The 26,728-nt window shown below is 63.9% G+C and carries 21 protein-coding genes; 16 read left to right on the top strand and 5 right to left on the bottom strand.

What is annotated here, in order from left to right:
• Positions 1-17 precede the first annotated feature (17 nt).
• The 3 genes from ACZ0BA_RS07420 to ACZ0BA_RS07410 form a co-directional block, all read right to left on the bottom strand.
• Positions 18-1,493, bottom strand: coding sequence for a pectate lyase family protein (locus ACZ0BA_RS07420; protein ID WP_463450681.1), 1,476 nt, complete (start codon positions 1,491-1,493; stop codon positions 18-20).
• Positions 1,494-1,661: 168 nt separating this feature from the next.
• Positions 1,662-2,825, bottom strand: a complete 1,164-nt coding sequence (locus ACZ0BA_RS07415) for a pectate lyase family protein (RefSeq protein ID WP_463450680.1) — start codon at positions 2,823-2,825, stop codon at positions 1,662-1,664.
• A gap of 462 nt (positions 2,826-3,287) precedes the next feature.
• A complete protein-coding gene (locus ACZ0BA_RS07410; protein ID WP_463450679.1) occupies positions 3,288-3,971 on the bottom strand; it encodes a pentapeptide repeat-containing protein in 684 nt (227 codons plus the stop codon).
• A 200-nt stretch (positions 3,972-4,171) separates the two neighbouring features.
• Between ACZ0BA_RS07410 and ACZ0BA_RS07405 the strand changes: the two genes are divergently transcribed.
• The 9 genes from ACZ0BA_RS07405 (at position 4,172) to ACZ0BA_RS07365 (ending at position 12,532) form a co-directional block, all read left to right on the top strand.
• Positions 4,172-5,452: a DUF445 domain-containing protein gene (locus tag ACZ0BA_RS07405; protein ID WP_463450678.1), complete on the top strand. Its 1,281-nt coding sequence runs from the start codon at positions 4,172-4,174 to the stop codon at positions 5,450-5,452.
• Between the two features lie 64 nt (positions 5,453-5,516).
• On the top strand, positions 5,517-6,437 hold the full coding sequence (locus ACZ0BA_RS07400; RefSeq protein ID WP_463450677.1) for an ROK family protein: 921 nt from the start codon (positions 5,517-5,519) through the stop codon (positions 6,435-6,437).
• Positions 6,430-7,176 (top strand): copper homeostasis protein CutC, encoded by a 747-nt coding sequence (locus ACZ0BA_RS07395; protein ID WP_463450676.1) that lies wholly within the window; start codon positions 6,430-6,432, stop codon positions 7,174-7,176. Before ACZ0BA_RS07400 ends, ACZ0BA_RS07395 begins: the two co-directional genes overlap by 8 nt.
• Positions 7,177-7,282: 106 nt before the next feature.
• Positions 7,283-7,954, top strand: coding sequence for an amino acid ABC transporter permease (locus ACZ0BA_RS07390; RefSeq protein ID WP_463450675.1), 672 nt, complete (start codon positions 7,283-7,285; stop codon positions 7,952-7,954).
• Positions 7,954-8,625: an amino acid ABC transporter permease gene (locus ACZ0BA_RS07385; protein WP_463450674.1), complete on the top strand. Its 672-nt coding sequence runs from the start codon at positions 7,954-7,956 to the stop codon at positions 8,623-8,625. The genes ACZ0BA_RS07390 and ACZ0BA_RS07385 overlap by 1 nt, the downstream gene beginning before the upstream one ends.
• A gap of 1 nt (position 8,626) precedes the next feature.
• The gene (locus tag ACZ0BA_RS07380) at positions 8,627-9,364 is read left to right on the top strand and encodes an amino acid ABC transporter ATP-binding protein (RefSeq protein ID WP_463450673.1); all 738 of its coding nucleotides are present in this window, start codon (positions 8,627-8,629) and stop codon (positions 9,362-9,364) included.
• Positions 9,364-10,284, top strand: a complete 921-nt coding sequence (locus ACZ0BA_RS07375; RefSeq protein WP_463450672.1) for an isoaspartyl peptidase/L-asparaginase — start codon at positions 9,364-9,366, stop codon at positions 10,282-10,284. The genes ACZ0BA_RS07380 and ACZ0BA_RS07375 overlap by 1 nt, the downstream gene beginning before the upstream one ends.
• 18 nt (positions 10,285-10,302) lie before the next feature.
• The gene (locus ACZ0BA_RS07370) at positions 10,303-11,079 is read left to right on the top strand and encodes a transporter substrate-binding domain-containing protein (RefSeq protein WP_463450671.1); all 777 of its coding nucleotides are present in this window, start codon (positions 10,303-10,305) and stop codon (positions 11,077-11,079) included.
• 148 nt (positions 11,080-11,227) lie between these two features.
• A complete protein-coding gene (locus tag ACZ0BA_RS07365; protein ID WP_463450670.1) occupies positions 11,228-12,532 on the top strand; it encodes a cation:proton antiporter in 1,305 nt (434 codons plus the stop codon).
• A 9-nt stretch (positions 12,533-12,541) separates the two neighbouring features.
• Here ACZ0BA_RS07365 and ACZ0BA_RS07360 read toward each other — a convergent pair whose 3' ends face one another.
• Positions 12,542-12,997 carry a MarR family winged helix-turn-helix transcriptional regulator gene (locus tag ACZ0BA_RS07360; protein ID WP_090319988.1) on the bottom strand — a complete coding sequence of 152 codons (456 nt, stop codon included), beginning with the start codon at positions 12,995-12,997 and terminating at the stop codon, positions 12,542-12,544.
• Positions 12,998-13,101: 104 nt separating this feature from the next.
• On the opposite strand from ACZ0BA_RS07360, the gene ACZ0BA_RS07355 reads away from it, so the two are divergent.
• From ACZ0BA_RS07355 to ACZ0BA_RS07335, 5 genes are all read left to right on the top strand, one after another.
• On the top strand, positions 13,102-13,935 hold the full coding sequence (locus ACZ0BA_RS07355) for a p-hydroxycinnamoyl CoA hydratase/lyase (protein WP_463450669.1): 834 nt from the start codon (positions 13,102-13,104) through the stop codon (positions 13,933-13,935).
• A gap of 30 nt (positions 13,936-13,965) precedes the next feature.
• Positions 13,966-15,411 (top strand): aldehyde dehydrogenase, encoded by a 1,446-nt coding sequence (locus tag ACZ0BA_RS07350; protein WP_463450668.1) that lies wholly within the window; start codon positions 13,966-13,968, stop codon positions 15,409-15,411.
• Positions 15,412-15,423: 12 nt separating this feature from the next.
• Positions 15,424-17,295, top strand: a complete 1,872-nt coding sequence (locus ACZ0BA_RS07345) for a feruloyl-CoA synthase (RefSeq protein WP_463450667.1) — start codon at positions 15,424-15,426, stop codon at positions 17,293-17,295.
• Between the two features lie 24 nt (positions 17,296-17,319).
• Positions 17,320-18,492, top strand: a complete 1,173-nt coding sequence (locus ACZ0BA_RS07340; RefSeq protein ID WP_463450666.1) for an ABC transporter substrate-binding protein — start codon at positions 17,320-17,322, stop codon at positions 18,490-18,492.
• Between the two features lie 107 nt (positions 18,493-18,599).
• The gene (locus ACZ0BA_RS07335) at positions 18,600-20,327 is read left to right on the top strand and encodes a tannase/feruloyl esterase family alpha/beta hydrolase (protein WP_463450665.1); all 1,728 of its coding nucleotides are present in this window, start codon (positions 18,600-18,602) and stop codon (positions 20,325-20,327) included.
• 15 nt (positions 20,328-20,342) lie between these two features.
• Here ACZ0BA_RS07335 and ACZ0BA_RS07330 read toward each other — a convergent pair whose 3' ends face one another.
• Positions 20,343-22,940 (bottom strand): excinuclease ABC subunit UvrA, encoded by a 2,598-nt coding sequence (locus tag ACZ0BA_RS07330; RefSeq protein ID WP_463450664.1) that lies wholly within the window; start codon positions 22,938-22,940, stop codon positions 20,343-20,345.
• Positions 22,941-23,086: 146 nt separating this feature from the next.
• Between ACZ0BA_RS07330 and ACZ0BA_RS07325 the strand changes: the two genes are divergently transcribed.
• Entirely contained in the window at positions 23,087-24,802 is a 1,716-nt protein-coding gene (locus tag ACZ0BA_RS07325; protein ID WP_463450663.1) for a thiamine pyrophosphate-dependent enzyme, read from the top strand.
• 232 nt (positions 24,803-25,034) lie between these two features.
• Complete coding sequence (locus tag ACZ0BA_RS07320) at positions 25,035-26,681, top strand: GH35 family beta-galactosidase (protein ID WP_463450662.1); 1,647 nt, start codon at positions 25,035-25,037, stop codon at positions 26,679-26,681.
• Positions 26,682-26,728: the final 47 nt, after the last annotated feature.

Genomic DNA, 26,728 nt, shown 5'->3' with positions numbered 1-26,728 from the left:
TTACATCTACTTTCCGCTTAGTTCACGGTCAGTTTCCCCGTTCCCGCATTACCCAGCACCGACGCCTTCACCGCCGAAGCCCCCAGCGGCGAATACGAATAAGGCACGGTCCAGCCGACGGCGTTGCTGAAGCTGCACGCGCCAGCCACATTCAACGCGCTTCCGTTCAACAACGATCCCGTATCGACAATCGCCCCGGTCTTGCTCGACGAGCCGGGATTCTTGACGATGTCCGGGCAACTGCTGGCGCCGGCGATTTCAAAAGCGTTGTTGGTGGAAATCACCTTGGCCAGGTAGGCCACGCCGATGCTGTACTGGTGCTTGTACACCGGATGGCTGCGCGAGCCTTCGAAGTAGTTGTTGTAGACGTGAACCTTCCCGAAACGCACACGCGGCGCGCGGTCGCTGATGTTCAGGTAGTGGTTGTTGTTGAACGTGACGGTCAAATGGCCATCGTCCGTGGTCCGGCTATCGGATGAGCCAACCAGGTTGTTCTTGGCGTGCAGTTCGAAGCGGTTGTTCGACACCGTCACATAGTCCGACGCGTTTTTGACGTCCAGCGCGCCATCGTGGCACTGCTTGAGCATGCCGTTCTCGATCGGCGCCTGGTCGTCCGTCTTGGGCGCGTCGGTAAAGACGTTGTGGTCGACCCAGACATTGGTCGACGCCAGAATGGTGATGCCGTCATACTCCGAGTTCCAGTTGCCGTTGGCGCCGTCTTCCGGGTCCCACAGCGGATACTTATCGCATGGCAAACTGATATTCAGGTTGCGCACGATGACGTTCTTTTTGCCGTTGATCACCAGATTGGCATTGACCAGCTTGGCATCGCCGCCGACGCCGATCAAGGTCGTGTTGCTGCCGAGCTTGATCTGCAGACGCGCGGCCTGGTCGTCCTTGCTGGTGTACGGGCCGCCGTTGTCCGACGCGGTCGGGTCGATGGTGCCGTACAGTTTGATGATCTTCGGATTGTCGCCCTGGGCCTTGATCGCCGCCATCAGCTGCGAGGCGGAGCTGACCTTGTAGATCGCGGTCGATGGCGCGGCCGCGCCGCCGGTGGTGCCGCCGTTGGTGCCGGCCCAGCCCGATGCAGGCGCCGACTGGTACGTGGCGTCGCCCGGTGTCGGCGTTGGCGTTGGCGTTGGTGTCGGCGTCGGAGTTGGTGTCGGGGTCGGAGTGGGCGTCGGGGTAGGCGTTGGAGTCGGAGTCGGCGTCGGCGTCGACGACAGCGGACCGACCGCGCACTTTTCATTGACGCCAGCATTTGGATCCGCGCCGAAGGTCGCCGTGGTGCACGCGATGTCGCCCGACAAGGTTTTGATGACCCACTTGTCCTTCAGTCCGAACGAAACTTGCCGGTTGCTGGCGCCTGCCTTGCAAGTACCGCCTTCGTCGGCGCACTTGGAAAAGCCGCCCGGCCAATCGGCGGCAGTCGCGCTGATGGAAAACAGCGCAGCCAGCGCCGCGCACATTACGGAATATTTTGGTGCCATGATTCGTCTCCTAACGGGTTAGTTACGGGCCTTCAAACAGGCCACTTGGATGAACTGCTGCAACAGAACCGCGCCCGGGGAGGAATCTTGGCGCCACCGTGGTAGCCTGGGGGACAGGCTAAAAGGAACGCCCCCTGTCCTGGCGGGGCGTGGATAGCTTCAATGGTGTTAGTCGACCGTCAGCTTGCCGGTGCCCGCGTTGCCCAGCACCGAGGCCTTGACCGCCGAAGCCGCCAGCGGCGATACCGTGTAAGGCACAGTCCAGCCGACCGCGTTACTCTGGCTGCACCCGCCCGCCAGATTCAGCGGATTGCCATTGACCAGCGAGCCGGTATCGGTGATGGCGCCCGGCTTGCTCGACGAGCCGGGATTCTTGACGATGTCCGGGCAGCTGCTGGCGCCGGCGATCTCGAACGCGTTGTTGCTCGAGATGATCTTGGCTTTGTACGCCACACCGAGGCTGTACTGATGCCGGTAGACCGGATGGGTCTTCGAGCCCTCGAAGTAGTTGTTATAGATGTGTACCTTCCCGAAGCGCACACGTGGCGCCCGCTCGCCGACGTTCAGATAGTGGTTGTTATTGAAGGTCACCGTCAGGTGGCCATCGTCGGCGGTCCGGTCATCGCTGGAACCGATCAGGTTGTTCTTCTCGTGCAGCTCGAAACGGTTGTTCGACACGCTGACAAAGTCCGAGGCGTTTTTGACGTCAAGCGCGCCGTCGTGGCACTGCTTGATCTTGCCATTCTCGATGGGCGACTTGTCATCGGTCTTGGGCGCGTCGGTGAACACGTTGTGGTCGACCCAGACGTTGGTCGACGCCAGGATGGTGATGCCGTCGTACTCCGAGTTCCAGTTGCCGGTGCCATCATTCGGGTCCCACACCGGGAACAGATCGCACGGCAGGTTGATGTTCAGGTTGCGGATGATGACGTTCTTTTTGCCGTTGATGACCAGATTGGCATTGACCAGCTTGGCGTCGCCACCCGCGCCGATCAGCGTGGTGTTACTTCCCAGCTTGATCTCCAGCCTCGCCTTTTGATCGGCCACGCTTTTGAACGGCCCGCCGTTGTCGGCAGCGGTCGGATCGATGGTGCCGTACAGTTTGATGATTTTCGGATTGTCGCCCTGCGCGCTGATCGCAGCCATCAGTTGCGCGGCCGAGCTGACCTTGTAGATCGCGGTCGCCGGCGCGGCCGCACCGCCGGTGGTGCCACCGTTGGTGCCGGCCCAGCCGGTGGTCGGTGCCTTGTCGAAGGTGGCGTCGGCGGCCAGCGCGCCGGTCGAGCAAATTGCCGCTAACGCGGCGCATATCAGTGAATATTTCGGTGCCATGGGTGTGTCCTTATTGGTCGGGTATAGGACCTTTAATAGGTCGCTTATATTCATTCGTAACGCATTGACAAAGATGTCAGAATGAAAAGTAGATTAGCAGCATGGGTCGGCCGATACCTGCGCCATTAAAATAATCAAGCGCTTGATTATTTGAATAGTCGTGCGATATCGTATGACCAGCCTTAGCTGTCGAACGCGTATAAATCGATTTTCGGTGTTGCAGTACTGCGCCCGGGAGAAAAGTGGCGCCGCCGTGATAAGCCTCTGATTATTAAAGGCTTAGGGACGCACCCCGAGGGTATTGGGGCGCTGGGGGAAGCTCTTGCGGTCTTTGATAGGACTAAAGATTTCCTTGAAGAAAGCATATCGCAATCGCAAGGGGTATGACAAGTCAAGTTTTCCAGCAGTTGTTTTTTTGCGAACTCCGCCTTTCACGGTGCAATTCGCCACCGGGCTCGGCGCTTAGCTGACAATAAATCCCAGCTCCCGCAGGAAGTTCGCCGCCTGGGCGTGCGAGATCGCAGCGCCCTTGAACATTGCCGCGTCCGCCAGCTTCACGCCTTCGATGTCGGTCCCGCGCAGATCGGCGCCCTGGAATTTGGCTAACTTGAGCACCGCGTTGCGCAAACTGCCGCCTTCAAAGACGGCGTCGCGAAAATCGCAGCCGGCCAGATAGGCGTCGGACAGATCCAGCTCCTTCAACGTCGCCTTGCGGAACGAAAAGCCGCGCATGTCGGCGCCGACCAGCAGGCTCTCCTCGAAATGTATGCCTAGATGTTGCACCTCCTCGAACGAGGCGCCGGTCAGCTTGCAGCCGCGATACGATGCCGACGCCAGCTTGGCGCGCCGCCACTTGGTGTTGTTGAGATCGCAGCCTTCGAAACGCGCGTCGACGCCGTCGGCCGATTCGAAATCGGCGCCGCCGGCGCGGCAACGCTGCCAGGTGGTGCGCGCCAGCTTGCAAGCGAACAGGATCGTATCGAGGAAGGTGCAGCGTTCGAAGGCGCAACCCTGCAGATCGAGCCGCGACAAATCGGCCTCGTCAAAGGTGCAGCCGTCGAAGTGGCGCACCGATTGCGACAAGTGCTGTTCAAGTTCCGTCCTGTCGAGCGTCACGCCGGAAATCGTAGAGTTGTTATGTACCATCAGCCAGAAGCCTTCTGAGTGTGGAAGGGAGACGGATGGCGCACGAAAACCATAACGCATCCCCCAACCGTTGAAAACAGTTAAGATCAGCGCCGTGGGTCCGCGCGCATGGGCGGCGGGAGCATGCCCTCGGGCACTTACCAGTGTACCAACCGGTTAGCTCATTTTCGACTGGCCGGTATTTTATCAGAAGCGAACGCATGAAACGTGATATCGACATCATCCGCCAACTGGACGACACCGAGGACGCCATCAAACGCGCCCGGCTGCGCACGATGCAGGCCGTCGCGCTGGGTTTGCTGGTGCTGGCCGCCTTGCTGTTCGCGCTGGCGCGCTCGCAACACGGTGGTCATCCGGCGTGGGGCTATCTTGAAGCGTTCTCCGAAGCGGCCATGGTGGGCGCGATCGCAGACTGGTTTGCCGTCACGGCGCTGTTCCGCCACCCGCTCGGCATTCCGCTGTGGCACACCGCCATCATCCCCAACAGCAAGGACAGCATCGGCAAAAGCCTCGGCAACTTTGTCGAGAACCATTTCATCACCGAGGAAGGCATCGCCCAGCGCATCCGCCAGGTGGATATCGCCGGCCGCGCCGGCCGCTACATGCAGACCAACGCCGCGCAACTGAGCGCCTGGGTCGGGCCGGCGCTGGAAAAGCTGCTGCAAATGGCCGACCACGACAAGATCCGCCGCATGCTGCGCGACGTCGCGACGCGCGAACTGGCCCGCATCGACCTGTCCGGACTGGCTGGCGACTGTGTCGAGGCGCTGGTGGCCGAAGACCAGCCGCAGCAGCTGGTGGACGCCGCACTCGACCAGTTTGTCGTCTACCTGTCCGATCCGGCCAACCACCCGACCATCGAGACGATGGTCCAAAGCGCCGTGAACACGGAAAGCTCGGTGCTGAAATATGCGCTGCGCAAGGCGATGCCCCGGATTATTCGTTCGTCCACCGAAAAAGTGGCCGAGATGCGGCTCGACCGCTCGCACGAGCTGCGCCAGCGGCTGGGCGCGTGGATCGCCAACAGCGCACTGCGCCTCAAGGGCGATCCGGCCTGGCAAGAGGCGATCGGCCGCTATCAGCAGCAGGCGCTGACCAGCGACACGGTGCAGCACCTGTTCGACGGCATCTGGGACACCCTGCGCGAGCGCCTGCTGGCCGACCTGCGCAGCGAGACGCCGAGCATTCCCGCCAGCGCCCGGCGGCTGGTGGAGAACGCCGGCAAGCTGCTGACGGACAATCCGGCCGTGGGCGAGAGCCTGAATCGCGCCATCGAGGCCGGCAGCGCGCAACTGGTGAAAAAGTATCGCGGCGAGGTCGGCCTGTTCATCGAGGCGCAACTGGCCACGTGGACCAAGGAGGAAATGAGCAACCGGATCGAGCTATCCATCGGGCGCGACTTGCAGTTTATTCGCATCAACGGCACCCTGGTCGGCGGACTGGTGGGTGTAGTGATCCATTTCATTGTGTCGGTGGTTTAATGGCTATTGTCAAACGCCAACAGAACGTGCATCCTGAAGGCACATTAGACCAATCACATCAACCATGATCACATGCTTTGACATCGGCGGCAGCGCCATCAAGTCCGCAGGCGCCACCGCCGACGGCCAGATCGGCGAGCTGCGCCGGGTTCCCACGCCCGCGCATGACTTTGCCGCCTTCTGCGCCGCCATGAAAGAAGGGATCGCCGCAGGCGGTCCGTCGCGCGGCGTGGCGATCTCCATCGCCGGCGTCGTCGACCCCTCCGATGGCCGCATCAAGTGCGCCAACATCCCCTGCATCGACGGCCGCACGCTGGCTGCCGACTTGGCAGCCGAACTGGATCTGCCGGTCTGGATCGCCAACGACGCCGACTGTTTCGCGCTGGCCGAGGCCCACGCCGGCGCGGGTCGCGGCCACGCCAACGTCTTCGGCCTGATATTAGGAACGGGCGTCGGTGGAGGTCTGGTCATCGACGGCCGGCTGATCGGCGGCCCTGGCGGCTTCGCCGGCGAATGGGGGCATGGCCCGGTCGCCGCCCACTTCGCCGGCACGCCACCGCAAGAGATCCCCCGCTTCGCCTGCGGTTGCGGCCAGACCGGCTGCCTGGACGCCATCGGCGGCGCGCGCGGCATCGAACGCCTGCATGCCTCGCTCCATCCCGGCACGGCGCTCGACAGCCGGCAAATCATCAGCGCCTGGGAGGACGGCGACGCCGCCGCCGCGCGCACCATCGACTGTTTCGTCGACATCCTGGCCGGCCCGCTGGCGATGCTGGTCAACACCATCGGCGCGTCCGTGCTGCCGGTCGGCGGCGGCCTGGCCAACAGCGCGGCGCTGATCGACATGCTCGATCACGCGGTGCGTGCGCGCATCCTGCGTAAAACCGCCGCCGCCATCATCGTGCAAGGCCAGTCCGGCGCCGAGCCGGGACTGATCGGCGCCGCCTGGCTCGGGCTCGCGGAATCGGAGAAGCGCCGTGACTGATCCCGCCCCCGCCCCGGTGACGCTGGAAGTCTGCGTCGACAACGTCGAGGGATTGTCGGCCGCCATCGCGGGCGGCGCGGACCGCATCGAGCTATGCGGGGCTTTGGAAGTCGGCGGCCTGACGCCCACTTCCGGCCTGCTGCGCGTGGCGGCGGCCAGTCCGCTGCCGGTGGTGGCGATGATACGCCCGCGTGGCGGAGATTTTTGTTTCGACGACGTCGAGATCCAGCTGATGCTCAACGAAATCGATGCGGTGGCCGCCATCGGCCTGCAAGGCGTGGTGCTCGGCGCCTCGCTGCGCAACGGCGAGCTGGATCACCGGACGCTGGAACGGCTGCTGCGGCGCGCGCGCGACCATGGGCTGGAAAGCACGCTGCACCGGGCCATCGATTTGTGTCCCGACCTCGCGGTGGCGACCCGGCTGGCCATCGACCTGGGTTTCGCGCGCATTCTGACCTCCGGCGGCGCGCCTCGCGCATTGGAGGGCCTGGCCGGTTTGCAACGCTGCTTCGATGCGGCCGGCGACCGCATCACGATCATGCCCGGCGCCGGCATCAGCGCGGACAATGTGGGCAGGCTGCTGGACAAGCTGCCGGTGCGCGAGGTGCATGCCTCCTGTTCGGTGGCGGTGGCGGCCAGCGCGCCGCCGGTGCTGGCATTCGGCTTCGACACCGGCGCGCGGCGGCAAACCAGCGCGGCGCGCGTGTCTGCCATGAAAGCCGCGCTGCACTCCAAATAATGTGCTTTCGCCGCGAACCGCTCCGCTTGAAACACGTTCCGGTTTGTGTGACACTCGTGGCTATTGATGTGAAACTGGTTACGCTTTTCAGGTTGGAGCACACTGTTTGACGTTCGACTTCACGCTCCTCGCGCCCTATCTCCCCGACCTCGCGGCCGGCGCACGCCTCACGGCGCTCGCCTGTGCGCTTGCCCTGGCCGGGGGTCTGGCGCTTGGTGTGGTGGTAGCCCTGCTGCGGACGTCGGCGGCCCCACTTGCCCGACGGCTGGCCGACATCTACGTCGACATCTTCCGCAACGTCCCCTTCATCGTCCAGCTGTTCTTCCTGTTCTACGGCCTGCCGGAACTCGGCATTGAACTGGACGCCTTCAGTACCGGCGTGCTGGCGCTGTCGTTGGCCGGTGGCGCCTTTACATCGGACGTGATCCGGTCAGGCATCCTCGCCATCGATCCGGGCGTGATCGAAGCGGCCCAGGTCAGCGGCCTGTCACGCCGCGTGATCTACCAGAAGATCGTGCTGCCGATCGCCTTGCGCACGTCGGTGCGGCCGCTGGGCTCCGTCTTCGTCAACCTGATCCTGACGTCGTCCATCCTGTCGGCCATCACGCTGAACGAATTGACCGGCGCCGCCAAGATCGTCGCCGCCGACACCTTCGCGCCGTTCGAAGTCTACGCCCTGCTGCTGGTGGCCTACGTCACGCTCACCTATCTGGTCTCGCTATCGGCCGGCGCCCTGCACCGCCGCCTGAACCGCGAACGCGCGCTGGGTGCCAACTGATGCGCTACACCGAGTTCACGGTCCACGACATTTTGTTGCTGCTGCAAGGCGCCGGCGTCTCGGTCGCGCTGTTCGCCGCCACGACCGCCATCGGTCTGGTGATCGGGCTGGCCTGGGCGGTGCTGCGCTATTACCGCACGCCGCTGCTGGCGCCCTGCTTCGCCGCCGTGGCCGAACTGCTCAAGAATTCACCGGTACTGGTGCAGCTGTTCCTTGTCTTCTTCGGCCTGCCGGTGCTGCTGGCGACCGACATCACGCCGGTGCAGGCAGCGGTCGTCACCTTGTCGGGCAATACGGCGGCATTCATCTACGTGATTGCCGTCTCCGCAATCGAATCGATAGGCCGCGAACAGCTGGAAACCGCGCGCGTGTTCGGCTTGAGCCGCTGGCAAATCCTGCGCAAGATCGTCGCACCGCAAGCCGCCGCCTTCGGCCTTGGACCGCTAACCGGTCTGCTTGTCAACCAGTTGCAGGTTACGTCGCTGATCTCCGTGATCGGCGTGATGGACCTGACCAAGGTAGGCGCGATCCTGAACCTGCGCACGCTCAAGCCGTTTATCGTCTGGACGGTGGTCGGCTTGGTGTACTACCTGATAGCCAAGTTGATCGCCACCACCTGCGCGCGCCTTGAAAGCCGCCTGCGCGCGCACAGCCAATGGAAAGGCCTGTAGCATGATTCAGATCGAAGGCGTCGGCAAAAGCTTCGGCCAGACCAGGGTGCTGGACGGGGTCGACCTGCGCGTGGCGCCGGGCGAGGTGGTGTCGATACTCGGCGCCAGCGGCTCCGGCAAGTCCACGCTGATCCGCTGCATCAACGGGCTGGAGAAACTGGACAAGGGCAGCATCTCCATCGACGGTTTCCGCGTCGACGATCCCAAACAGCTGCAACAAGCGCGCCTGTGCTCCGGCACCGTATTCCAGCTGTTCCACCTCTACCCGCACATGACGGCGCTGCAAAACATCACACTGGCGCCGATCGAGGTGCTCAAAGTGCCACGGCGCGAAGCCGAAGACGCCGCGCGGGAGCTGCTGGCCTCCGTCGGCCTGTCCGACCGCGCCGATGCCTATCCCGCGCAATTGTCCGGCGGCCAGCGTCAGCGTGTGGGCATTTGCCGGGCGCTCGCCATGAAGCCGCGCTACCTTCTGCTCGATGAAGTCACCAGCGCGCTCGACCCAGAGATGACGGCCGAGGTGCTGGATATACTCGCGAAACTGGCGGCGGCCGGCACGACGATGCTGTTCGTGACCCACGAAATCGAGTTCGCGCGGCAGATCTCCAGCCGCATCGTCTTCCTTGAACAGGGCCGCCTGCTGGCCGACCTGCCGACGGCGCGGTTCTTCGCGACAGACGGCGGACTGGCGCACCCGCGCATCGCCCAATTCCTCTCAAAAATGAAGAAAGACCATTGATGAAAATGCTGCTTGCCAACGCCGAGGCCTGGCCCGGCTTCGACACCACCGTCGATCTGCTCAAACAGGACGGCGCCGGCATCGACGCCATGATCGCCGGCATCGCCAAGGTCGAACGCGAGGCCAAGGTGCGCAGCGTCGGCTACGGCGGCTGGCCAAATATGCTCGGCGAGATGGAGTTCGACGCCGGCGTCATGGACGGCACCACGCGCGACGTCGGCGCGGTCGGCGCGGTACCGGCGACGTTGCCGGTGTCCGCGCTGGCGCATGAAGTGATAAAGCACCTGCCGCACGTGATGCTGACCGGCGCCGGCGCACGCCGCTTCGCCACCGAACGCGGATTCGCGCTTGACGACACGCTGCACCCGGACAGCAAGCGCGTATGGTGGGAACGGCTGCAAAAGGAGATGACGCCGGAGCAGCTGGCGGCTTTCCCGGATATCCCGCTCGCCCCGCTCAGCAACACCTTCACCGACCCGGAACGGGTGCGCGACACCACCGTGTTCCTCGCCCGCGACGCCGCGCAGGGGCTGGGTGTGGTCACGTCGACCTCCGGCTGGGCGTGGAAGTATCCGGGCCGGCTGGGCGATTCACCGATCGTCGGCGCCGGGTTCTATGCCGATAGTCGATACGGCGCCGCCGCCTGCACCCACACCGGCGAGATGACGATGCGCTGCGGGACCTCGCGCAGCATCGTGCTGGCCTTGCGGCTCGGGCACTCGCTCGACGATGCGGTCAAGCTGGCGGTGGAGGAATTGGGCGAGTTGAAAACCGGCTTCCTGGCCGGCGTCGTCATCCACGCCATGGACGCGGCGGGCAATCACAAGGTCGTCAGCTTCCGCTGCGACGAAGAGATACGTTACTGGTACTGGGACGAACGCATGGCCGCGCCGGAACTCCGCGTCGCCAGCGCCGCATAACCAAGAGAGGAAATCGACATGCAACCATTTAAACGCATCGCCGTCATCGCAGTGCTGACCATGCTGGCCGGTTCCGCCGTCGCCGGCCGCATCGAGGAGATCAAGGCGCGCGGTTACGTGCGTATCGGCGTCTCGCTCGGGGGCGAACCGGTCGGATTCCGCAACGGGAAGAATGAACCGGTCGGTTACGACGTCGATGTCGCCATACAGCTGGCGGCCAGGCTGGGCGTGCCGGTAAGGTTCTCGGACGTCTCGGCGGACGCGCGCATCTCGATGCTGATGTCGCAACAACTCGATCTGGTGGTGGCCAATGTATCGATCACGCCGCAACGCGCGCGCGTGGTCGACTTTTCCAAGCCCTACAACATGGCCGGATTGCGTGTGATCGTGCAGAAAAGCGCCGGCATCAAGACGCTGGCGGATCTCAAGGGCAAGCGCGTGGTGGTGGGACGCGGCACCACGGCGGACGCATTCCTGAAACAATCGGCGCCGCAGGCGACCTTCGTCTACACCGACAATTTTGCGCCGGACGGTGTGCTGCTGCTCAAGCAAAAGCGCGTCGACGCCGGGATAGAGGATTCGTCGCTGCTCGACTACCTGGCCAGCAAGAGCACAGAACTGGATGTCCTGCCGGGCATATACGGCCAGACCCCGATCGGCATCGCGGTCGCGAAGGGCGACCCGGAGCTGCTCAAGTTCGTCAACGGTTTCGTCACCGATTACGTCAAGACCGGCGCCTACGCCCAGAACTACCGCAAATGGTGGGGCGAGAAAAGCGCGCCACCGGCGCTGTAGTTCTCCTACATGTGCCCTAGCCCACAGACGATCCGCCGAAAAATTCATAGTATTGGACATACTATTGGAAGTTACTCCACCCTGCGCCAGTTCCCCAACCAGAACCGGTGAACCTACCGGATAGTCACACCGACACCAAGGAGACCGCTTGAACACCAACCATTGGTTCCTGCTGGTCGGCCTGCTGATGCTGGCGCGCGGCATGGCCGCCACCACCATCTCGCGCTCGCCGTTCACGTCGGCGATGGTGTATCTTGGCTTCGGCATCCTGCTCGGGCCCACGGTGTTCAATATCCTCGATTTCGACCCGATGCTGCAATCGGACCTGTTGGAGGTGCTGACCGAAATCGCCATCCTGATCTCGCTGTTCTCGGCGGGGATCAAAATGCCGGTGCCGTTCAAGCTGCGCCACTGGGACGCGCCATTGCGGCTGGCCTGGGTGTCGATGACGCTGACGGTGGCGCTGGTGGCGGCCTTCAGCTTCTTTGTCCTCGGCCTGCCGCTGGGCGCGGGCATTCTGTTGGGCGGGATACTGGCGCCCACCGATCCGGTGCTGGCGACCGACGTCCAGGTCCGCCACGCGGGTGACAAGGACCAACTGCGTTTCACCCTCACCTGCGAAGCCGGCATGAACGACGGCAGCGCCTTTCCGTTCGTGTTCCTCGGCCTGGCCATGCTGGGCATGGGCGACGACACCGGTGCCTGGCACTGGCGCTGGTTCCTGGTCGATGTGGTCTGGGCCTCGGGCGCGGCGGTCGCCGTGGGTTACCTGGGCGGGGCGCTGACCGCGCGCCTGGGCTGGCGCCTGCGCATCATCAAGCCGCAGCACGAGATCATGGACGACCTGGTGGGATTGGGTCTGATCGCCGTGGTCTACGGCGTCTCCAGCCTGATACACGCGTGGGGCTTCCTGGCAGTGTTCTTCGCGGCCGTGGCGCTGCGCCAGACCGAGTTGGTGCTGGCGGGCGCGCCCAAGGACCGGCAAGGCTTGCTGGAACAGGATGTGGCGAAATCGGCGGCCGCCAAAACCAGCGAGACGCACGAAGTCCCGATGACGGTCAGCACCGAGTCGCTGGTCTTCAAGGAGCACCTGGAGCGGCTGTCGGAGCTGACATTGGTGCTGCTCCTGGGCGGCATGATCTCGCTGCACGACATGGACCTGGACGCCATCTGGATGGCCGCCTTCCTGTTCTTCATCGCGCGGCCGGTCAGCGTGTTCCTCGGTTTGGCCGGCAGCGACACCAGCATGCGGCTACGCTCGATGACCGCGTGGTTCGGCGTGCGCGGCATCGGCTCGATCTACTACCTGATGTATGCGATCGAACAAGGTCTGGAGCCGGATCTGGCGCAGCAGCTGACGCACATCTCGCTGTTCGTCATCATGCTGTCGATCGTGGTCCATGGCCTCAGTGTGAAGCCGTTGATGGAAACCGTGTGGCCCCGGCGCCAATGACGGTCCGGGTCAGATGCCTTCCAGGCTGAGGGCGCGCACCGCGCCGCGCAGCAAGCCATGCAGGCGCACGCGTTCCTCGTGATCCATGTCGGGGAACATCTGCATCTCCACTTCCCTCACCTTGCCGTCGCACTGCGCCAGAATCGCGTGCCCGGCCTCGGTCAGCTGGATCTGGATGATGCGGCCGTGCGACGGATCGGGCGTGCGCTCGATCCAGCCTTTCGCTTCGATCGACTTCACCATCTCGTTGGCCGACTGCGGCGACACCATCGTCCGCACCGCCAATTGCGCATTCGATAGCGCGCCCTGCGCCCGGAACACCGACAACGCGGTGTACTGCGGCACCGTCACGCCGGCCGGAGCGCAGCAATCGCGCAGGCGCTTGTTCAACACGTGATCCAGTCGCCCCACCAGGTAGGCCAGACCCAACGGTTTAGTGCTATCGGAAAAATCTGCTTTGACCATAAAATTTTCTTGTAAAACAAAAGAGGTGGGTATAGTATAAGCCACATATCAGGTAGCCTGATACTTAAAACCAAACATTAGCTTACTAAAAGGAGACACATTGTATGTCCAAATATGAAGCCCGCTGGGAAACCGTCAAGGTCGATGTTGAAAAAGGTATCGGCTGGATCACGCTGAACCGTCCCGACAAGCGCAACGCCATGAGCCCGACCCTGAACCGCGAGATGATCGACGTTCTGGAAACGCTGGAGCTGGACGAGGAAGCGCAAGTGATCGTGCTGACCGGCGCCGGCGATGCCTGGACCGCCGGCATGGACCTGAAAGAGTACTTCCGCGAGAACGACGGCAAGCCGGAGATCTTCCAGGAGCGCCTGCGTCGCGATTGCTCGCAGTGGCAATGGAAGCTGCTGCGCATGTACAGCAAACCGACCATCGCCATGGTCAACGGCTGGTGCTTCGGTGGCGCGTTCTCGCCCTTGGTGGCCTGCGATCTCGCCATCGCCGCCGACGAAGCGGTGTTCGGCCTCTCCGAAATCAACTGGGGCATCCCGCCCGGTAACCTGGTCAGCAAAGCCGTCGCCGACACCATGGGCCACCGTCAGGCGCTGCACTACATCATGACCGGCGACACCTTCACCGGCCAGGAAGCGGCCGCCATGGGCCTGATCAACAAGAGCGTGCCGCGCGCCCAGCTGCGCGACGAAGTCGTCGCGCTGGCGGAAAAGCTGCTGGCCAAGGCGCCGACGGTACTGCGCATCGCCAAGAATGGCTTCAAGCGCTGCCGCGAGCTCAATTGGGATCAGAACGAAGACTACCTGTACGCCAAGGTCGATCAGTCCAACTACCGCGATCCGGAAAAAGGACGCGCCCAGGGCCTCAAGCAGTTCCTGGACGATAAGACGATCAAGCCAGGTCTGCAGACGTTCAAACGCGGCTAAACTCTACTATAAAAATAAAAGGAGACAACCATGTTTGACACCGATCTGCTGATTGGCGGCCACGGCGCCGCCGCACAGGACAACATCACCTTCGAGCGACGCAGCCCGGCCACCGGCGAGGTGGTCACCCGCGCCGCCGCCGCGCAACTGGCCGATGTCGACCAGGCCGTGAAGGCCGCGCGGGATGCCTTCCCCGCGTGGTCGGCGATGGCGCCCGGCGCCCGCCGCACCCTGCTGCTCAAGGCTGCCGACACCATGGAAAAGTACCGCGCCGAATTCGTCGCGCGCGGCGTTGCCGAAGCGGGCGGCAGCCCGATGTGGTATCAGTTTAATGTCACGCTGGCGTCCAACATGCTGCGCGAGGCGGCATCGATGACCACCCAGATTAGCGGCGAGGTCATTCCCTCCGACGTTCCCGGCTCGATGGCAATGGGCCTGCGCCAGGCGTGCGGCGTGGTGGTCGGCCTGGCGCCGTGGAACGCCCCGATCATCCTGGGCACCCGCGCCATCGCGATGCCGCTCTCCTGCGGCAATACCGTGATCCTGAAGGCTTCGGAATTGTGTCCGGCGCTGCACCGCCTCATCGGCACCGTGTTCGAGGAAGCCGGCTTCGCGCCAGGCGTCGTCAACGTCATCACCAACGCGCCGCAGGATGCGCCGCAAGTCGTGGAGCGCCTGATCGCCGCGCCGGCCGTCCGCCGCGTCAATTTCACCGGTTCGACCAATGTGGGTCGCATCATCGCCCAGCATTGCGCCCGCCACCTGAAACCCGTGTTGCTGGAATTGGGCGGCAAAAACCCGCTGCTGATTTTGGACGATGCGGACCTCGACGAAGCCGTCGAAGCGGCCGCGTTCAGCGCCTTCTTCAACCAGGGCCAGATCTGCATGTCGGCCGACCGCATTTTGGTCGACAACAAAGTGGCGCCGGCCTTCCTCGAGAAGCTGGCCGCCAAAACCGCCACCCTGAAGGCGGCGCAAAGCGACGCCCCGCTGTCCGGCATGATCGATCCGTCGGCCACCACGCGCGTGGCCGCCATGCTGCAGGATGCACGCGATCGCGGCGCCAAGGTCACCCAAAGCTCGGCCGAAGTCGTCGGCAATATCATGCAGCCGGCCATCGTCGATGGTGTGACGCCTGAAATGAAGGTCTACCAGGAAGAATCGTTCGGCCCCATCGTCTCGATCCTGCGCTTTAACACCGACGAGGAAGCCATCGCGCTGGCCAACGACAGCGAATACGGCCTGTCGTCGGCGGTCTTCAGCCGCGACATCGGCCGTGCGATGGCCGTCGCTCGGCGCATCGAATCCGGCATCTGCCACATCAACGGCCCGACCGTGCACGATGAGGCGCAGATGCCGTTCGGCGGCGTCAAGGGCAGCGGCTATGGGCGCTTCGGCGGCAAGGCGGCCATCGCCGAGTTCACGGAGCTGCGTTGGATCACGATCCAGACGACCTCGCGCCACTACCCGATCTGACAGGAGCTCCGCATGAATCAATCGATGATCGCGGAGCAGTCCAGCGGTACGGCAAAGCGACGCCCGGTCAAACTGGGCAACCCGGAGATCGCGGCCTATCAGGCCGACGGTCTGTGGCACGTGGACGCCGTTACGCCGCTGGAGGCCTTCCCTTCGCGCTTTACCGACCGCCTGGAATCGGGCGCCGCCGCCCACCCGGAGCGCACCCTGGTCGCGCGCCGCGCGCCAGGCGGCGACGGCGAGTGGATACGGCTGTCGTATGCCGAGGTGCTGCGCCGCGCGCGCAGCATCGGCCAGGCGCTGCTCGATCGCGGGCTGTCGGCCGAGCGTCCGCTGGTGATCCTGTCCGGTAACGACCTGGAACACTTCCAGCTCGCGCTGGGCGCCATGTACGCCGGCATTCCGTACGCACCGGTGTCGCCTTCGTACTCGCTGGTGGCGACGGACTTCACCAAGCTGTCCGAGATGCTGGCCAAGCTCACGCCGGGCGCCTTGTTCGCCTGCGACGGCGCTGCCTACAGCCGCGCCATCAGCGCGGTGATGCCGGCGGACGCCGAACTGATACTGGCCGATGGCGAAGTCGCGGGCCAGAAGTCCACCAGCTTCCAGTCCCTGCTTGATGTGGCGCCGTCGAGCGTCGAAGCGGCGCATGCCGCCGTCGGCGTCGACACCGTGGCCAAGTTCCTGTTCACGTCCGGCTCGATCAAGAAGCCGAAAGCCGTCACCACCACGCACGGTATGTTGTGCAGCAACCAGCAGATGCTGCTGCAAACCTTCCCGTTCATGGGCGACGAACCGCCGGTGCTGGTGGACTGGCTGCCATGGAATCACACCTTCGGCGGCAGCCACAATGTCGGCATCGCGCTGTACAACGGCGGCACCCTGTATCTGGACGACGGCAAGCCGACGGCGCGCGACTTCCCGGCCACACTCAGGAACCTGCGCGAGATCGCGCCGACGATGTATTTCAATATCCCGAAAGGGTTCGAGATGCTGACCGACGCGATGAAGACCGACGCGCAATTGAGCGCCAACTTCTTCTCGCGGGTCAAGCTGTTCCTGTGCGCCGGCGCCGGGCTGTCGCAGGCCGCTTGGGATAGGCTGGACAACGCCGCCATCGCCGCAACCGGCGAATCGGTGCGCATCATCACGGGCCTGGGCATGACGGAGACTTCGCCGTCGTGCACCTTCGGCACCGGCTCCATCATCAAGGCTGGTTACGTGGGCGTGCCGGCGCCCGGCTGCAAGGTCAAGCTGGTGCCCTGCGGCGACAAGCTCGAAGCGCGCTTCAGCGGCCCGCACGTGATGCCGGGATACTGGCGCGCGCCGGACCTGAACGCCGCCGTCTTCGACGAGGACGGCTACTACTGCACCGGCGACGCCTTGCGCTTTGTCGATCCCGAAAAGCCGGAGTTGGGCTTCATGTTCGATGGCCGCATCGCCGAGGACTTCAAACTTAGTACCGGCACTTTCGTCAGCGTCGGCCCGCTGCGCGCCAAGGTCATCAGCGCTGCCGCGCCGTACGTGCTCGATGCGGTGGTCACCGGTATCGACCGCCACGCCGTCGGCCTGATGCTGTTCCCGCGCATGGAGCATTGCCATGTGTTGTCGGAACTGGGGCCCGACGCCAGTGCGGACGACGTACTGGCCAGCCCACCGGTGCGCGCCTGGTTCGAACGCCTTCTCAAGTCATTGAACCAGGACGCCAGCGGCTCGTCGATGCGCATCGACCGCCTGCTGCTGTTACACGAACCGCCGTCCATCGATCATCGCGAGATGACCGACAAGGGTTCGATCAACCAGGCGGCGGTGTTGACACGGCGGGCAGCCATCGTCGAGGCACTGTATGAAGGCAGCCATCCACAAGTAATCATCGCGGCATAAACCAAAAAAATACGGAGACAAGCAATGAAACTTAAAAAACTGGCCAACATCGGCGTGATCGTCAGCGTGGCCCTGGTCGGCACGGGCGTCGCGCAGGCGCAGGACACCATCAAGGTCGGCGTCATCGCCGCGCTGACCGGGCCTTTCGCCAACACCGGCAAGCCGTTCGAGGATGGCATCAAGACTTATATGCAGCAGTACGGCGCCACCGTGGCCGGCAAGAAGATCGAAATCATCTACCGCGACGACGGCGGCACCAACGCCGACATGTCCAAGCGCGCCGCCCAGGAGCTGATCTCGCGCGACAAGGTCAGCTTCCTGATCGGTTTTTCGCTGACGCCTAGCGCGCTGGCGGTGGCGCCGATCGCCACCCAGGCCAAGATTCCGATGATCGTCATGAACGCGGTCACCACCGGCATCACGGCCAGGTCGCCTTACATGCTGCGCACCAGTATGACCATGCAGCAGATGACCGAGCCTTTCGGCACCTGGACCGCGCAGAATAAAATCGGCAAGGTGTACACGCTGGTGAGCGACTACAGCACCGGCATCGACGCCGAGGCGCGCTTCGGCAAAGGTTTCACCGCCGGCGGCGGCAAGCTGGTTGGCGCGTCGCGGGCACCGCTGGCCAATCCGGACTACTCGCCGTTCATCCAGCGCATCAAGGACGAGAAGCCGGACGCGCTGTTCTTCTTCGCCCCCGGCGCCGAAGACGGCACCGCCCTGCTCAAGGCCTTCAGCGACAAGGGTTTGGACAAGGCGGGCATCAAGTTCCTGGGCGTGGGCGACATGACCAGCGACCATCCGACCCTGGAAGCGCTGGGCGACCGCGCGCTGGGCGCCATCACGGTGCTGAACTATTCGACGGCGCTCGACAACGCGACCAACAAATCCTTCCTGACAGCCTATGCCGCCGCCCTGCCGAACGCGCGTCCGCCGACCTTCGTCACCGTGGCCGCGTACGACACGATGGCGATGCTGTATGAAACCATCCGCAAGCTGAATGGCAAGGTCACTGGCGACGCCGCCATGAAGGTGTTGTCGGGCATGAAGCTGGACAGCCCGCGCGGCCCGATCAGCATCGATCCGACCTCCCGCGATATCGTGCAGAACATGTACGTGCGCGAAGTCAAGAAGGTCAACGGCAAGCTGGTTAACCAGCCGATCAGCACGCTCAAAGACGTGATGCCTAACTAACGCCAGCTTTACCCCGCAGTAATCCCAGCAGGCCCGGACGCAGCCTTCAGAACGCTGCGCTGGGCCCGTACGTCCATCGCTTTGCAAGAACAGAGGAGACAACTCGCATGAAAAGCCGCGACACCCACCCATCCACGCCCCCGATGATTCCACTCGCCACCGCCATCGCTGCGGCATTGCTGCTGAGCGCCTGCGCAGGCGGCGGCGACAATGTCGACAGCACGGGCCTGCCCCGTCTGGCGGCCGCTACCGGCGCAGCGTTGCCATCGTGCACCGACCTGGTCACCAAGGTGCAGCTCGCCAACACCACGATCACCGCCGCCAACAGCATTGCGGCCGGCACGTTGCAAGTTGCCGGCAAGCCAGTGCCAGCCCATTGCCAGGTCATCGGCCGCATGTTCGACCGCGTCAGCACCGTCGATGGCGCCCGTTACGCGATCGGCTTTGAAATGCGGCTGCCGCTGAACTGGAACGGCCGCTTCTTCTATCAAGGCAACGGCGGACTGGACGGCTCGCTCGTTCCCGCCACCGGTCAGGTCGGCGGCGGCGGTCCGCTCGACAGCGCGCTCAATATGGGATTCGCCGTCATCAGTTCCGACGCCGGCCATGGCGCGCCCAATCCCGCCTTCGGCATCGATCCGCAGGCACGGCTCGACTACGGCTACCAGGCGGCCGGCAAACTGACGCCGATGGCCAAGAACCTGATCCAGATCGCCTACGGCAAGGCACCGGAGCGCTCCTACTTCGGCGGCTGCTCCAACGGCGGGCGTCACACGATGGTGGCCGCCGCGCGCTTTGCCGATCAGTACGACGGCTTCCTGGTCGGCAATCCCGGCTTCCGCTTGCCGCTGGCGGCGATCGCCAATATTGCCGGCGGACAGGCCTACAACACACTCGCCACCACGCCCGGCGACCTGTCGACCGGCTTCACCAAGGCGGAACGCACCACCGTCGAGAACGCAGTGCTGGCGAAATGCGACGCGCTCGACGGCGCCACCGATGGCTTGATCCAGAACACGCAAGCGTGTCAGGCGGCATTCGACCTCAATCGCGACGTGCCAACCTGCACCGGCGCTCGGGACGGCAGCTGCCTGAGCGCGGCGCAGAAAACCACCATTGGTGGCCTGTTCGCGGGCGCGAAGACCAGCGCCGGCACGAAGTTCTATTCCAGCTGGCCGTACGACGCCGGTATCTCGACGGGCGGCTGGGCGGACTGGAAGTTCAACAGCCCGCTGACGCGCGATTCGGGCGCCGTCGGATTGATCTGGCAAGCGCCGCCGGAAAACCTGGCGACCTTCAACGGACCGCAGTTTGCGCTGACCGGCAATGTGGACAGCATGCTGGCTCGCGTCGGCGCCACCACCTCTGTCTATACGGAAAGCGCGCTGTCGTTCATGCTGCCGCCCAACCCCACCAATCTGGCCACGATGAAGAATCGCGGCGGCAAGATGATGGTGTACCACGGCACGGCCGATCCGATCTTTTCCAGCGATGACACCACCGCATGGTACGACGGCTTGCGCGCGGCCAACGGTGGCGACGCGTCGACCTTCGCGCGCTTTTTCCGCGTGCCTGGCATGAACCACTGCGCAGGCGGACCGTCGGCGGAGCAGTTCGACATGCTGACGCCGCTAGTCAACTGGGTTGAACGCGGGCAGGCGCCGGACAGCGTCATCGCCAGCGTGCGCGGCGCCGGCAATGCCGGTGGCGTGAATGCGGATGTGCCGGCGAGCTGGTCGGCCAACCGCACCCGCCCACTTTGCCCTTATCCGAAGGCGGCCAAGTACAAAGGCAGCGGCAATATCGAGGATGCCGCCAGCTTCGGCTGCGAGTGAAGTTCTCGTGGCCAATCAGGTGGATGACTTGATCGCCCGGTCGAGATAGGGCGCCGTGCGGCTGTGCTTGTTTTTCGCCAGCTCAGCCGGTGGCCCGGCCGCGACGATTGCGCCGCCCTGCTCGCCCGCGCCCGGGCCGACATCGATGACCCAATCGCTGTCGGCCAGCACCTGCATGTTGTGCTCGACCACCACCACGGTGTTGCCTGCGTCCACCAAACCGTGCAGCTGCGTCATCAGCAGCTCGATATCGGACGGGTGCAGCCCCGTGGTCGGCTCGTCGAGCACATACAAGGTATCGCCGCGACTGGCGCGCTGTAGTTCGGTCGCCAGCTTGATGCGCTGCGCTTCGCCACCGGACAACTCCGTCGCCGGTTGGCCCAGGCGCAGATAGCCCAGTCCCACCGCCCGCAACACGTCGAGCGCGTGCCGCAGCGGCGCTTCCTCGGCGAAGAATTCCCAGGCCGCGTCCACCGTCATCTGAAGCACCTCGGCGATATTGCGGTCGCGGTAGCGCACGGCCAGCGTGTCCGGATTGTAGCGGGCGCCCTCGCATTCCGGGCATGGGGCGTAGACGCTGGGCAGGAACAGCAGTTCGACCATCACAAAGCCTTCGCCAGCGCAGTTCGGGCAGCGGCCTTTGGCGACATTGAACGAGAACCGTCCGGCGTCGTAGTGGCGCGCGCGCGCCGACCTGGTGGCCGCAAACAGCTTGCGCACGTGGTCGAACAAACCGGTGTAGGTTGCGAGATTGGAGCGCGGCGTGCGTCCGATCGGCCGCTGGTCTACCTGCACCAGGCGGCGCACGCCCTTCATACCGGCGACGATGCGGCCGCGCACATCGCCGCTGCCCGTGTCGTCAAGCGCCGCTTCGACCAAATCGGTTTCCATTTCGGCCGCGGGCGCGCTCTGTCCCAGCTGCGCCAGCACCAGCTGAACCAGTGCCTGACTCACAAGGCTGGATTTTCCGGAGCCGGAAACGCCGCTCACGCTGGTCAATACCCCGAGCGGAAAATCGGCATCCACGCCATGCAGGTTATTGCGCTCGACGCCGCGCAGGCTTAACCAGTCGGCCGGCGCCCGTGCCGTGCGCGACGAGCGCTCGACACGCTCGAACAAATAGCGCGCGGTGCGTGATTCATCCACGTCGGCCAGGCCCTCCGGCGCGCCGCTGTACAGAATGCGGCCGCCCTGTTGACCGGCTTTCGGGCCGACGTCGACGATCCAGTCGGCATGTCTGATGACATCCAGCGCATGTTCGACGACGAACAGCGAGTTGCCCGCCGCCTTGAGCCGGTCCAGAGCCCGCAATAGCGCCTCGGTATCGACGGGATGCAGGCCCGCCGACGGTTCATCCAGCACGTAGACCACGCCGAATAAACTGGAACGCACCTGCGTGGCAAGCCGGAGCCGTTGAAGTTCGCCGGGCGATAGCGTCGGCGTACCGCGCTCAAGACTCAGATATCCGAGACCAAGGTCCAGCAGCACGGCGAGACGCGCCACCAGATCCTGCGCGATGCGCTGGGTGACGATGGCTTTTTCAGGATGACGCTCGGCGTCCTTCGCCTTGGCCTTGGTTTTCGCGGCCGGCGGTTTGCCGTGGGCATAAGGCTCGAGCATCTGCGCCAGCCGCTGCAAAGGCAGGCGGCCGATCTCGGTGATATCGTGGCCGCAGAACGTCACCGACAGCGATTCGGTCCGCAACCGCTTGCCGTCGCAGGTCGGGCAATCCATGCCGACCAAATACTGCGACACGCGCTTCTTCATGATCGCGCTTTCGGTACCCGCGAACGTCTGCAGCACGTATTTGCGCGCACCGGTGAAGGTGCCCTGGTAGCTCGGTGTCTCGTTGCGCTTGTGCGCGCGCCGCGCCTCGGCCGGCGTCAGGCCCGCGTACACCGGCACGGTGGGCTGCTCATCCGTGAACAGGATCCAGTCGCGCTGCTTCTTGGGCAGGTCGCGCCATGGGGTGTCGACGTCGTAACCGAGCGTCACCAGGATATCGCGCAAATTCTGTCCGTGCCAGGCGGTCGGCCACGCCGCCACCGCGCGCTCGCGTATCGTCAGGCTGTCATCCGGGACCATCGAACGCTCGGTGGCCTCGTACACCCTGCCCAGCCCATGACACTGCGGACACGCGCCCTGCGGCGTATTGGGAGAGAACGATTCCGCGTACAGCAGTTCCTGACCGGGTGGATAATCGCCGGCGCGCGAGTACAGCATGCGCAGTGAATTGGACAAGGTGCTGACACTACCGACGGACGACCGGGTGGTCGGCGCGCCGCGCTGCTGCTGCAACGCCACCGCCGGCGGCAGGCCGTCGATGGCGTCCACCTCGGGCACCGCCATCTGGTGGAACAAACGCCGCGCGTACGGCGACACCGATTCCAGATAGCGCCGTTGCGCCTCCGCGTACAAGGTGCCGAAAGCCAGCGAGGATTTACCGGAGCCGGATACGCCAGTGAACACCACCAGCGCGTTGCGCGGGATGTCGACATCGACGTTTTGAAGATTGTGCTCGCGCGCGCCGCGCACACGGACGTAGCCCGAGGCTCCCGTCTCGATCACGGGGCGGGCTTGTTCGTCCGGGGCTGAGGGACGGTGCTTGGCCATAAATCATTCCTATAACAATTTTGTTTAAGCATCATCCAATCGCCAAAAATAGTATGTACGGCAACGTACGCCTAGAGACGCGTGCGCTGCCCAACCGTATCTATCGATAAACTAGGTTCATCCAATCATTGAACAGGAATTCAATCATGGCCAAGACAGTCGCAGAAGTCGTTATCGAAACCCTGCAGCAGGCAGGGGCCAAACATTGCTGGGGCATTCCCGGCGATTCGCTCAATTACATCACCGACGCGATCCGCCGCAGCGAGATCGAATGGGTGCATGTGCGTCACGAGGAAGCCGGCGGTTTCGCCGCCGGCGCCGAAGCCATCGTCGCCAAGCGCCTGACGCTGTGCGCCGGCTCGTGCGGGCCGGGCAGCCTGCACTTCATCAACGGCTTGTTCGAGGCGCACCGCAACCGCTCGCCGGTGGTGCTGATCGCCAGCCAGATCACCCGCGACGAGTTGGGCACCGACTTCCCGCAGGAAGTCGACTACAAACCGATTTACGACCATTGCAGCGTTTTTTGCCAGGAGATCCGCACGCCGGCACACGCCAAGCGCATCACCGCCATGGCGGCGCAGGCGGCAATCACCAAGGGCGGCGTCGCGGTGATCATCCTGCCGGTCGACCTGTCGAAGGAATCGGCGGTCGACGAACCGCATTTCTCCGTCCATCTGCCGCAGCCGCAAACCCGGCCGTCCGAAACGGAAATGAACCGCATCGCCGAAATCATCAACGACGGTAAAAAGGTCGCGATCTACGCCGGCTCGGGTTGCGAAGGCGCGCACGGTCAGCTGATGGCGCTGGCCGAGCGTATCAAGGCGCCGATCGCGCACACGTCGCGCGCCAAGGATTTTGTCGAGTACGACAATCCCTACAACGTCGGCATGACCGGCATCTTCGGCATCGACTCCGGCTACCATGCCGTAACCGAATGCGACACCCTGCTTTTGCTGGGCTGCGACTTCGCCTGGCGCCAGTACTATCCGGCGCACGCCCGCATCATCCAGATCGACATCGATCCTACCCACCTCGGACGGCGCCACCCGATCGAAGTGGGCGCCGTCGGCGACATCGCCACCACGCTGGCCGCGCTGCTTCCGCGCGTGCAGGCGCGCGGCGAGCGCCAATTCCTCGACCACTGCGTCGAGCGCCACCAAAAGGCCACCGCCCACCTCAACGAGCGTGCCACGCTGGGCGACGGCAGCACGATACGACCGCAATACCTCACCGCTTTGATCGACAAGCACGCCGACGACGACGCCATCTTCACCGCCGACGGCGGCTCGCCGATGGTCTGGGTGCTGCGCCATACTCGCGCCACCGGCAAACGCCGCACGCTGGTCAGCCTGACCCACGGGACCATGGCCAACGCGATGCCGCAGGCGCTGGGCGCCAAGAAAGCCTTCCCGCAGCGCCAGGTCATCTCGCTGTCCGGCGACGGCGGCCTGACGATGATGATGGGCGACTTGATCACGGCGGTACAGGAAAACATCGCCATCAAGGTCGCCGTCTACAACAACGGTTCGCTGGGCTTCGTCGAGCTGGAACAAAAGGTCGAAGGCCTGCTGGACGCCTATACCGAGTTGAAGAATCCGAATTTCGCCGCCGTCGCCGAGGCGATCGGCATCTACGGCCGCCGCGTGGAATCGGCGACGGAACTGGAATCTGAGGTGCAGGCTTGGCTGGCGCATCCTGGCCCCGCGCTGCTCGATGTCACCACCGACCGCTTCGAACTGGTGATGCCGCCGAACATACAGGCTTCCCAGGTGCTAGGCACGGCGCTGTATTCGGTCAAGGCCGTCCTCAGCGGACGTGGCAGCGACGTGGTCGATATGATCAAGGACAATTTCGTCAAATAACCCACGCTACGACACCAAATGTTTGCGGTTAACATTTTCTGACAACTTTCTGTTGACAAGGGCCGGGGGTCGAACCTACACTGAAATGGTCGCGCAATCATTCGCACTCACCACGATGATCGCAGCGCGTTTTTCTGGACCGGGTTCTAGCTCTCCTGCCCCTCCCCGGGGCAGTTTGTACACCGTCGCATCACTGCGACGGTGTTTTTTTAACTGGATTTTTAGGAGCACCATGCTCGCACCGACACGACGCGCCGCACTCACCTGCGCCTTCGCGCTGTTCTTGCTGGAGGGTGGCGCCGCGCTGGCGGCCAATTCAGTGCCATACCTGCGCAAACAAGGCACGGCAACGCAATTGATGGTCAACGACCAGCCCTTCCTCGTCCTTGGCGGCGAACTGCATAATTCATCCGCATCGCACCTGCCGTACCTGAACAAACTATGGCCTGCGCTTAAAGGCGCGGAACTGAACACCGTGCTGGCGCCGGTACAGTGGGACCAGATCGAGCCGGTCGAAGGCCGCTTCGATTTCACCGTCCTCGATGGCATGCTCAAACAGGCGCGCGCCAACGACAAGAAGCTGATTCTGCTCTGGTTTGGCGCCTGGAAGAATTCGATGTCGACCTACGTGCCGCCTTGGGTCAAGCGCGACGCCCAGCGCTTCCCGCGCGCGCTCGCCCGCAACGGCGCGCCGCAGGAGGTGCTGACGCCATTCAGTCAGAAGACGCTGGCCGCCGACACGGCAGCCTACCGCGCGCTGCTGGCGCACCTCAAACAGGCCGACAGCGAACGCACCGTGGTCATGGTGCAGGTGGAGAACGAGATCGGCATGCTGCCGGATGTACGCGACTACGGCCCGCTGGCCAACGCCGCCATCGCCGGCCAGGTGCCAAAGGTCTTGACGGACTACCTCGTCGCCAACCGCGCCAGGTTGCATCCGTCGGTGCAGGCGCTGTGGGCCGCCAACGGCCATCGCACCAGCGGCACCTGGGCCGAGGTATTCGGCACATCTGTCGGCGCGGAAGAGATTTTCCAGGCCTGGGGCTACGCTAGCTTCGTGGAGACCATGACGGCGGCCGGCAAGGCGGCGTATCCGCTGCCGATGTACGTCAACGCGGCGCTCAACCGGCCAGGCAAGAAGCCGGGCGAATATCCGAGCGCAGGACCGCTGCCGCACCTGTTCGATATCTGGAAGGCCGGCGCCCCGTCGATCGATGTACTGGCGATCGATACCTACTTCCCCAACTTCACCGACTGGGCGCCGCAGTTCAAGCGGCCCGACAATCCGCTGTTCATCCCGGAAGCCGATAACGCCGGCCGGCATGATGCGGCGGCCAAGGCTTTTTATGCGATCGGCGAGTTCGATGCGTTTGGCTTCTCGCCGTTTGGCGTGGAGGACAGCGAACCGACCGATCCGCTGCCGAAGGCCTATCGACTGCTGCGCCAGTTGACGCCTCTGATCAACCAGGTGCAAGGCAGCGGCAATATGCGCGGCTTTAAAGCCAAGGTGTCTTATGACGGCGTGGTCGACGCGTCGCCGCAGCAGGTGACGATGGGCGGCTATAACTTACAGGTCAGCTTCAGCAATCCCTGGGCCAAAACGGACAACAAGGATCTGGAGGGCTGCGGAGGCTTGATCATCAAGCTGTCGGACGACGAGTTTCTGCTGGCAGGCAAAGGACTGACGGTGAAGTTCACCGATGCCACCGGGGCCGGGGATATGGTCGGGCTGGAGAAGGTGAACGAAGGGACGTACGAAAACGGCAAATGGAAGGATGGACGCTGGCTCAATGGCGACGAGATTCACCAGGGCCGTCAAATCATGCTGGTGACCGGTGATTTCACGATGCAGAAGGTGAAGTTGTACCGCTACCGGTAAAATGAAGATGGCGGGAAGCGCTTCGAGCGCATCCCGTCATCAAACGA

The sequence above is a fragment of the Duganella sp. AC917 genome, from assembly GCF_979258245.1.
The sequence above is the reverse complement of the archived record's forward strand: the minus strand, read 5'-3'. Positions and strand labels throughout refer to the sequence as shown.

Coding starts and splice junctions, on each gene's coding strand:
- ACZ0BA_RS07420 (WP_463450681.1), bottom strand. CDS start 1,493: ATGGCACCAAAATATTCCGTAATGTGCGCGGCGCTGGCTGCGCTGTTT.
- ACZ0BA_RS07415 (WP_463450680.1), bottom strand. CDS start 2,825: ATGGCACCGAAATATTCACTGATATGCGCCGCGTTAGCGGCAATTTGC.
- ACZ0BA_RS07410 (WP_463450679.1), bottom strand. CDS start 3,971: ATGGTACATAACAACTCTACGATTTCCGGCGTGACGCTCGACAGGACG.
- ACZ0BA_RS07405 (WP_463450678.1), top strand. CDS start 4,172: ATGAAACGTGATATCGACATCATCCGCCAACTGGACGACACCGAGGAC.
- ACZ0BA_RS07400 (WP_463450677.1), top strand. CDS start 5,517: ATGATCACATGCTTTGACATCGGCGGCAGCGCCATCAAGTCCGCAGGC.
- ACZ0BA_RS07385 (WP_463450674.1), top strand. CDS start 7,954: ATGCGCTACACCGAGTTCACGGTCCACGACATTTTGTTGCTGCTGCAA.
- ACZ0BA_RS07380 (WP_463450673.1), top strand. CDS start 8,627: ATGATTCAGATCGAAGGCGTCGGCAAAAGCTTCGGCCAGACCAGGGTG.
- ACZ0BA_RS07375 (WP_463450672.1), top strand. CDS start 9,364: ATGAAAATGCTGCTTGCCAACGCCGAGGCCTGGCCCGGCTTCGACACC.
- ACZ0BA_RS07370 (WP_463450671.1), top strand. CDS start 10,303: ATGCAACCATTTAAACGCATCGCCGTCATCGCAGTGCTGACCATGCTG.
- ACZ0BA_RS07360 (WP_090319988.1), bottom strand. CDS start 12,997: ATGGTCAAAGCAGATTTTTCCGATAGCACTAAACCGTTGGGTCTGGCC.
- ACZ0BA_RS07355 (WP_463450669.1), top strand. CDS start 13,102: ATGTCCAAATATGAAGCCCGCTGGGAAACCGTCAAGGTCGATGTTGAA.
- ACZ0BA_RS07350 (WP_463450668.1), top strand. CDS start 13,966: ATGTTTGACACCGATCTGCTGATTGGCGGCCACGGCGCCGCCGCACAG.
- ACZ0BA_RS07345 (WP_463450667.1), top strand. CDS start 15,424: ATGAATCAATCGATGATCGCGGAGCAGTCCAGCGGTACGGCAAAGCGA.
- ACZ0BA_RS07340 (WP_463450666.1), top strand. CDS start 17,320: ATGAAACTTAAAAAACTGGCCAACATCGGCGTGATCGTCAGCGTGGCC.
- ACZ0BA_RS07335 (WP_463450665.1), top strand. CDS start 18,600: ATGAAAAGCCGCGACACCCACCCATCCACGCCCCCGATGATTCCACTC.
- ACZ0BA_RS07330 (WP_463450664.1), bottom strand. CDS start 22,940: ATGGCCAAGCACCGTCCCTCAGCCCCGGACGAACAAGCCCGCCCCGTG.
- ACZ0BA_RS07325 (WP_463450663.1), top strand. CDS start 23,087: ATGGCCAAGACAGTCGCAGAAGTCGTTATCGAAACCCTGCAGCAGGCA.
- ACZ0BA_RS07320 (WP_463450662.1), top strand. CDS start 25,035: ATGCTCGCACCGACACGACGCGCCGCACTCACCTGCGCCTTCGCGCTG.